Source organism: Pseudoduganella sp. RAF53_2 (genome assembly GCF_052113985.1).
In the GTDB taxonomy this organism is placed as follows: Bacteria; Pseudomonadota; Gammaproteobacteria; order Burkholderiales; family Burkholderiaceae_D; genus Rugamonas.
Map to the genome: position 1 here is coordinate 1 of NZ_JBFRDW010000286.1, position 7,180 is coordinate 7,180.

General features: G+C 62.8%; 7 protein-coding genes and 1 pseudogene. All 8 read right to left on the reverse strand.

Going from position 1 to position 7,180, the window contains the following annotated elements:
• A partial coding sequence (locus AB4Z11_RS17420) for a GTPase (RefSeq protein WP_442026501.1) occupies positions 1 to 380 on the reverse strand: 380 nt, incomplete at its 3' end.
• Positions 381 to 390: 10 nt separating this feature from the next.
• Entirely contained in the window at positions 391 to 1,548 is a 1,158-nt protein-coding gene (gene bamB, locus AB4Z11_RS17425; protein WP_442026502.1) for an outer membrane protein assembly factor BamB, read from the reverse strand.
• Between the two features lie 4 nt (positions 1,549 to 1,552).
• The gene (locus AB4Z11_RS17430) at positions 1,553 to 2,197 is read right to left on the reverse strand and encodes a YfgM family protein (protein ID WP_442026503.1); all 645 of its coding nucleotides are present in this window, start codon (positions 2,195 to 2,197) and stop codon (positions 1,553 to 1,555) included.
• A gap of 25 nt (positions 2,198 to 2,222) precedes the next feature.
• Positions 2,223 to 3,572 carry a histidine--tRNA ligase gene (hisS, locus tag AB4Z11_RS17435; protein WP_442026504.1) on the reverse strand — a complete coding sequence of 450 codons (1,350 nt, stop codon included), beginning with the start codon at positions 3,570 to 3,572 and terminating at the stop codon, positions 2,223 to 2,225.
• A gap of 4 nt (positions 3,573 to 3,576) precedes the next feature.
• Positions 3,577 to 4,839 (reverse strand): flavodoxin-dependent (E)-4-hydroxy-3-methylbut-2-enyl-diphosphate synthase, encoded by a 1,263-nt coding sequence (ispG, locus tag AB4Z11_RS17440; protein WP_442026505.1) that lies wholly within the window; start codon positions 4,837 to 4,839, stop codon positions 3,577 to 3,579.
• Positions 4,840 to 4,851: 12 nt separating this feature from the next.
• The gene (locus tag AB4Z11_RS17445) at positions 4,852 to 5,991 is read right to left on the reverse strand and encodes a helix-turn-helix domain-containing protein (protein ID WP_442026506.1); all 1,140 of its coding nucleotides are present in this window, start codon (positions 5,989 to 5,991) and stop codon (positions 4,852 to 4,854) included.
• Between the two features lie 13 nt (positions 5,992 to 6,004).
• Positions 6,005 to 6,820 (reverse strand): type IV pilus biogenesis/stability protein PilW, encoded by an 816-nt coding sequence (pilW, locus tag AB4Z11_RS17450; protein ID WP_442026507.1) that lies wholly within the window; start codon positions 6,818 to 6,820, stop codon positions 6,005 to 6,007.
• Positions 6,820 to 7,180 (reverse strand): annotated as a pseudogene (locus AB4Z11_RS17455) (23S rRNA (adenine(2503)-C(2))-methyltransferase RlmN); the annotation flags it as partial. The gene pilW and the pseudogene AB4Z11_RS17455, both read right to left, overlap by 1 nt.

Consider the following 7,180-nt stretch of genomic DNA (forward strand, 5'->3'; position numbering starts at 1 on the left):
GTATAGCGCATGCCTTCCGCCTTGTTCACCACCAGCAGCACCGGACGGCCCGACTTGCGCAGGAAGTCGGTAATGGTTTTGTCGTGCGGAGTCATGCCCTGGCGGCCATCCACCAGGAACACCACCACGTCCGCTTCCGCGACGGCCTGCTTGGTCTGCAGGGCCATCTGGAACATGATGCCTTCCTTCGCAACCGGCTCAAAGCCGCCGGTATCGATGACCAGGAACGGGCGGTCGCCGACGCGGCCCTCGCCATAGTGACGGTCACGCGTCAGACCAGGCAAGTCCGCCACCAGCGCGTCGCGCGAGCGGGTCAGACGATTGAATAAGGTCGACTTCCCGACGTTCGGGCGACCTACGAGTGCGATTACCGGCTTCATTTTCTTCTTATTACTCGGCCGCGATGGCGGCCACTGTTCCTGCTTGGGTTTGAACGATCATATTCGAGCCGGACAACAGCGGCACGGACTTAATCGCGCTGCTGTCGAGCGAGACTCGACCTAACAACGTGCCATCTTCCCGCGACAGGAAGTGCACATATCCATCATAGTCGCCCACGGCCACCAGGCGGCCGAAGGACAGCGGGGTGGACAGCTGGCGGTTGGCCAGGGTGTCCACTTTCCAGGCGCTGGCGCCGCCGTCGCGGGCGTAGGCAATCACGCTGCCCTTGTCGTCCGCCACGAAGACGAAGCGCTGATCCACCGACACGCCCACGTCAGACGAGGCATCCTTGGTCCAGCGGGCCACGCCCGTGTTCACGTCGAAGCAGCCTACCTTGCCCTGGAAGGTCACGGTGCAGATGTCCTGGTCGAACACCACCGGAGTGCCGCCGATGTCGGACACGCGCTCCAGTTCCGTGGCGCCCTTCGGCTCCGCGACCGGCACTTCAAAGCGCGGCACGCCATTGCTCAGGGCCAGGCCCAGCATGCGGCCGGCCGGCTGCGCCGCCACCACATTGGTGCCTGCGATGACCATGCCCGGCGCATTGCGCAGGGTCAGAGCCGGGGTCGGACGCTGAATGAACCAGCGCTTTTCGCCCGTCTTCTCATCGTAGGCGGTGATCTTGTTGTCCACGCTGCGCACGATCACATTGCCGCCGCCAATCACCGGCGTCGACAGGATCTCGCTGGAAGCCTGGGTGGTCCACAGCTCCTTGCCGCTATTGGCATCGAACACCAGGACCTTGCCCTTGACGCCGCCCACAACGACCACGGTGCCATCGCTGCCTACGCCTGCCGTCAGGTCGGTGCCGGCCTTGACATGCCACTGCTGTTTGCCGCTGTTGGCATCCAGGCGGTCCACATTGCCGTCCGCATCGGCCACGAACACGCTGCCGTTGACCAGGGCCGGGTTGAACACGTTGGCGCCCGCCTTGTTCATCGAGTGCTTCCACACGATCTTGGCAGGAATCGGCGACTTCAGCTCGACCAGCTTGGCGGGAGCGTTCTTGTCTTCCTTCTTGAACGGATTCAGCTTGCTCATGGTGCTGCAGCCGGAGATGGCCAGCGCCATCACGCTCAGTGCAATAACTTTTCCAGTAACGCGCATGCGATTAGGCCTTCTCTTCCGGTACGGTGCCGCCGATCGATTCGAGCTTCAGCTGGATCAGCTGACGGCCCGGGCTCTTCTTGTCGCTCGATTCCAGCGCGGTCTTGTAAGCAGCGCGCGCTTCCTCCAGCTTGTTCTGTGCGGCGAGGATATCGCCCTTGCGGTCAGCAGCGGCAGCCTTGAACTGCGGCAGCGCTTCGCCGGACACCAGCTTCAGCGCTTCGTCGTACGCTTTCTCGTCCAGCAGCACGCCGGCCAGGCGGATTTGCGCGATGGCTTTGTATTCGTCGTTGCCATGATCGATCACCCATTGCAGCTGGGCCTTGGCGGACTTCAGATCCTTCGCATCGAAGGACGACTTGGCAGCCGACAGCGCGGACATTTGCGCGTAAGCGGTGCTGCCGAATTTCGATTCGATGTCGCCGGCGGTACGCAGCACCTTGGCGTTGTCCTTGCCGATATTGCCTTGCAGGTCTTCAAACAGCACGGATGCTTGCGCTGCCTGGTTGCGCTGGTAGTAGTTCCAGCCGGTCCAACCCGAATAAGCCGCCAGGCCCGCGATGATCACCCAGGTGCTCGCATTGCCGTATTTCGCCCACCACGCCTTGAGAGTAGCAAGCTGTTCTTGTTCTTCGAGATCGTATGCCATGGTTCTGTCTTTATCGCTTTATCGATTAATGGTAGTGGGAGTGGTGGTGATGGGTCGGATCGTCGCATTCGTCTCCACAGCCTGCGATCTGATCCACGATGTAATCCACCACGCCTTCAAACGGCACGGTGGCTTGCTGCTGTTCGCTTTCTTCGCCGCGCAGCGCTTTCACATTGGCTGCCTTGTTGGCGATTTCGTCTTCGCCGATGATGACCGCGTAGGAAGCACCGCTGCCGTCCGCCTTCTTCATCTGCGACTTGAAGCTGCCCGCGCCGCTGGCCGCAGCGCAGTGCAGGATCACATCCAGGCCCGCATCGCGCAGGCGCTCGGCCAGCACAAAGCTCTGCATCTGCGCTTCATCGCCCTGGTGCACCATGTACACGTCGCACTGGCGTGGCTGGGCGGTGTCGCCCAGGCCTTTCATCAATTCGATCAGGCGCTCGATGCCCATCGCGAAACCGACCGCAGGCGTTGGCTTACCGCCCGACATTTCGATCAGAGGGTCATAACGGCCGCCGGCGCACACGGTACCCTGCGCACCCAGTTCGTCGGTCACCCATTCGAACACGGTGCGGTTGTAGTAATCCAGGCCGCGCACCAGACGCGGGTTGACGGTGTACTGGATGGCGTTCATGTCCAGGATCTTCTTCACGCCATTGAAGTGGGCCAGCGATTCCTCACCCAGATAGTCCAGCAGCTTCGGCGCGCCGTTCACCATGGCCTGCATGGCCGGGTTCTTGGTGTCCAGGATACGCAGCGGGTTGGTGTTCAGGCGGCGCTTGGCTTCCGCGTCCAGCAGCTCTTCGTGCTGCTGCAGGTAGGCGATCAGGTCCACGCGGTGGCGCGCGCGCTCTTCGGCGTCGCCGATGGAGTTCAGTTCCAGGCGCACGTTCTGCAGGCCCAGATCATCCCACAGGCGGCGGCACATCATGATCATTTCGGCGTCCACGTCCGGACCGGTGAAGCCCACGGCTTCCGCGCCGAACTGGTGGAACTGGCGGTAGCGGCCGCGCTGCGGACGCTCGTGGCGGAACATCGGTCCCTTGTACCACACGCGCTTCGGGCCTTCGTACACCAGATTGTGCTCGATCACCGCGCGCACTACACCGGCCGTGCCTTCAGGACGCAGGGTCAGCTTGTCGCCGTTCATGGAGTCTTCGAAGGAGTACATCTCCTTTTCCACGATGTCGGTCACGGCGCCGATGGCGCGCGTGAACAGGCGCGTTTCTTCCACGATCGGCGTGCGGATCTGCTGGAAGCCATAGCTTTGCAGCACCGACTGCGCGGTGTTTTCAAACAGTTCCCACAAGTGGGCTTCGGACGGCAGGAGATCGTTCATCCCCTTTACGCCGGTAATCTTTTCGGCTTTGGACATTTTATTAAGCTGCTTTGCTGTAGTTCTTTTTCACGTAATCGAGCACGATGGTCTGGAACTCCTGCACGATGCCTTCACCGCGCAGGGTCGCCACTTTCTGGCCGTCGACAAACACCGGCGCGGCCGGCGATTCGCCAGTGCCGGGCAGGCTGATGCCGATATTGGCGTGCTTCGACTCGCCCGGTCCGTTGACGATGCAGCCCATCACGGCCACGTTCATCGCCTCCACGCCGGGGTAGAGTTTTTTCCATTCAGGCATCTGTTCGCGCAGGTAGCTCTGGATATCGTCCGCCAGTTCCTGGAACACGGTGGACGTGGTACGGCCACAGCCCGGGCAGGCAATCACCATCGGGGTGAATTTGCGCAGGCCCATGGTCTGCAGGATTTCCTGGCCTACCACCACTTCCTTGGTGCGGTCGCCGCCCGGTTCCGGGGTCAGCGAAATGCGGATGGTGTCGCCGATGCCTTCCTGCAGCAACACCGACAGCGCGGCGGTCGACGCCACGATGCCCTTGCTGCCCATGCCCGCTTCAGTCAGGCCCAGGTGCAGCGGATAGTCGCAGCGCTTGCCCAGTTCGCGGTAAACGGCGATCAGGTCCTGCACGCCGGAGACTTTGCAGGACAGGATGATTTTGTCGCGGGCCAGGCCCAGTTCTTCGGCGCGCTGCGCATTCTCGATGGCGGAGGTGATCAGCGCCTCGTACATCACGGCTTGCGCACTCCACGGATTTTCGCGGGCCGCGTTTTCGTCCATGATGCGCGCCAGCAGGGCCTGATCCAGCGAGCCCCAGTTGACGCCGATGCGCACCGGCTTGTCGTGTTTCGCCGCCACTTCGATCATCTGTGCGAATTGCGTATCGCGCTTGGCGCCCTTGCCCACATTGCCCGGGTTGATGCGGTACTTCGACAGCGCAGCGGCGCAGTCAGGATAATCGGTCAGCAAGGTGTGGCCGTTGTAGTGGAAGTCGCCCACCAGCGGCACGTCGACGCCCATCTTGTCCAGCTGGTCGCGGATATACGGCACGGCAGCTGCGGCTTCCGGACGGTCCACCGTCAGGCGCACCAGCTCGGAGCCGGCGCGCGCCAGTTCCTTGATCTGGATCGCGGTCRCCACGGCATCGGCGGTGTCGGTATTCGTCATCGATTGCACGACGACCGGCGCGTCGCCGCCTACCCAGATCTTGCGCTCACCGTACTGCACCAGCACGCGGCGGCTGGCGCGGCGTGCCAGAGGTCCCGAAGGGATGGGGTTGTTCGAATCGGTCATGTGCTTCACTCTTTACTTGATGTTGACGCGAGAGATGGTGCCACCCGGTACTTGCGGCAGGTCCAGCGGCGCACCTTGCAGGGTCGCCTGCACGCCGGACGGCTTGCCGACGATGATCAGGTCCTTCGCACGCACGTCAAAGCTCTGCGTGTCGCCCGCCTTCACCAGGCGCGCGATCAGCGAGTTCGAGCCCGGACGGCGAATCTCGATCCACGAATCTTCATTCACTTTCAGCACCAGCTTGCCGCCACCTGCGGCAGGCGCGGCTGCCGGTACGGCCGCAGCCGGGGCAGGCATTGCCGCCACCGGCGCTTGCGCGACAGGCTGCGCCGCAGCCGATGCAGGTGCAGGTGCAGGTGCTGCAGGCTTGCCCGCCGGCGCAGCAGCTCCCRCCGCGGTTGCGGCCGGAGTTGCCTGCGCTGGCTGCGCGCTGGCCGGTGCCGGCGCGGTCACGCCAGCCGGTGCAGCAGTCGTTGCGCCAGGCGCGGTTGCCGGTGCCGCCGGAGCTGGATTCACGCCAGCGCCAGGCACCACGGCCGGTGCATTGGACGCGCTGCCTGCTGGCGGCGGTACGGAAATCAGCGGCACGGACGGCGACTGCAGCGGCGCCTGATCGGCAGGCTGCGCGGCTACCGGAGCGGCCGTCGTGGTCTCGGGTGCCGGCGTCTCCGTCACAACAGCCGGATTCTTCGCGCCGAAGGTCGCCGGCGAAATATAGCCAGCCTTCCAAGCGCCGGCAACGGCGATCAGGGCCACCACGCCAATGCCGGCCACAATGGCGCCAACCGGCTTGGACTGGCGTTCAGTCAGCGTCGGAAAACGCGATTCGCTGAACGAGGCAGTGACCTTGGTTGGACGCACGGTCGCCGTCGCGTGGCCGGCTGCGCCCTCCACTTCAACCATCGCCACCAGCGGCGCCGGATCGAGGCGCACGGCTTTGGCGTAGGCGCGGATGAAACCGCGCGTGACAGCCATATTTGGCAAAGCATCGTAGTCCGCGTTTTCAATCGCGATGACCTGACGCTGCGCCAGCTTCARCTGGTCCGAAATCTGTTCCACCGACAGGCCCATCGCTTCACGCGCGGCCTTCAGCTCTGCTCCGGGCGTAGAAGCATGACGCTGATGTTTCGGCTCTTCCTGCCATTCTTCCATTGGTACCCCTGTCTCACTCATCAAACGCCCCACGTTGATACGCAGCGTACTCGGGCGAATCCGCATGGTGACGACGCAGCTGGGTCACCCAGCCTTGCTCCGCACCCTGGTCACCCATTTTGTGCTGCACCTTAATCGCCAGCCACAATATATCGGCTGACAGGCTATCCGTCTTCGCCACTTTGCCCAGCCGAGTGATAAAGAAATTCGCGCGCGTGTAATCGCGGCGCTGGTAATACACCTTGGCCAGGTTGGCGTTCGTAATCGGCAGGTCCGGCGTCAGCTGCAACGCCTGCAGCAGGTATTTTTCCGCCAGACCGTAGTCCTTGATCTTCAGGGCGCAATCGCCCGCATTGTTCAGCGCACTCGCCGGCGACTGGTACATGCGATTGCCCAGCGCCGCATCGAAATACTTGAACGATTCCCGCACTTTGCCGTTCTGGCACAGATAGGAACCGTAGTTGTTGTTCAGTTCCGGATGATCTGGCGCCAGCTTCAGCGCATGCAGGAAGTTATCGTTCGCCAGTTCCTTTTCGCCCATGCGCATGTAGATCACGGCGCGCATGCCGTAAGCATCGGCATACGTCGGGTCGGCGGCAATCGCCTTCTTGATCTCGTCCAGCGCAGTCGGCAGTTGCCCCTGCTCGAAGTAGCCGACCGCCAGCTGCATGCGGATGTCGGCGCGCTTCTGGGCCGACGTCGTATCGGACGCGGTCTTCAGTTCTTCCTTGCCGCTGGGGTTAGTGCCGGTCCCCGCGCAGCCAGCCAAAACAACGGCCAGCGCAACGGCGGCCAGGCGCAGGCTGCGGCGCTGGGCGAAGTCGGTCATCAGGAACGGATCTCCACAATCTTGCCGAAATCGGCGCCGTACTTCTGCTGATACTCGGTCATCTTGCCCATACGCTCCTGCACGCGGGTACGGTCTTTCACCTCGCCTGCCAGCTGGCCGCAGGCCGCGTCGATATCGTCGCCGCGCGTCTTGCGGATGGTGGTCACGATGCCCGCGTTCATCAGAATCTCAGCGAAAGCCTTGATGCGCGGGTTCTTGGAGCGCAGCAGGCCCGATTCCGGGAAGGGGTTGAAAGGAATCAGATTGAACTTGCAGTTAATGCCGTATTCCGGGTGATTCACCAGGGCGATCAGCTCGCGCGCATGCTCGTCGCTATCGTTGTAGTTATCGAGCATGCAG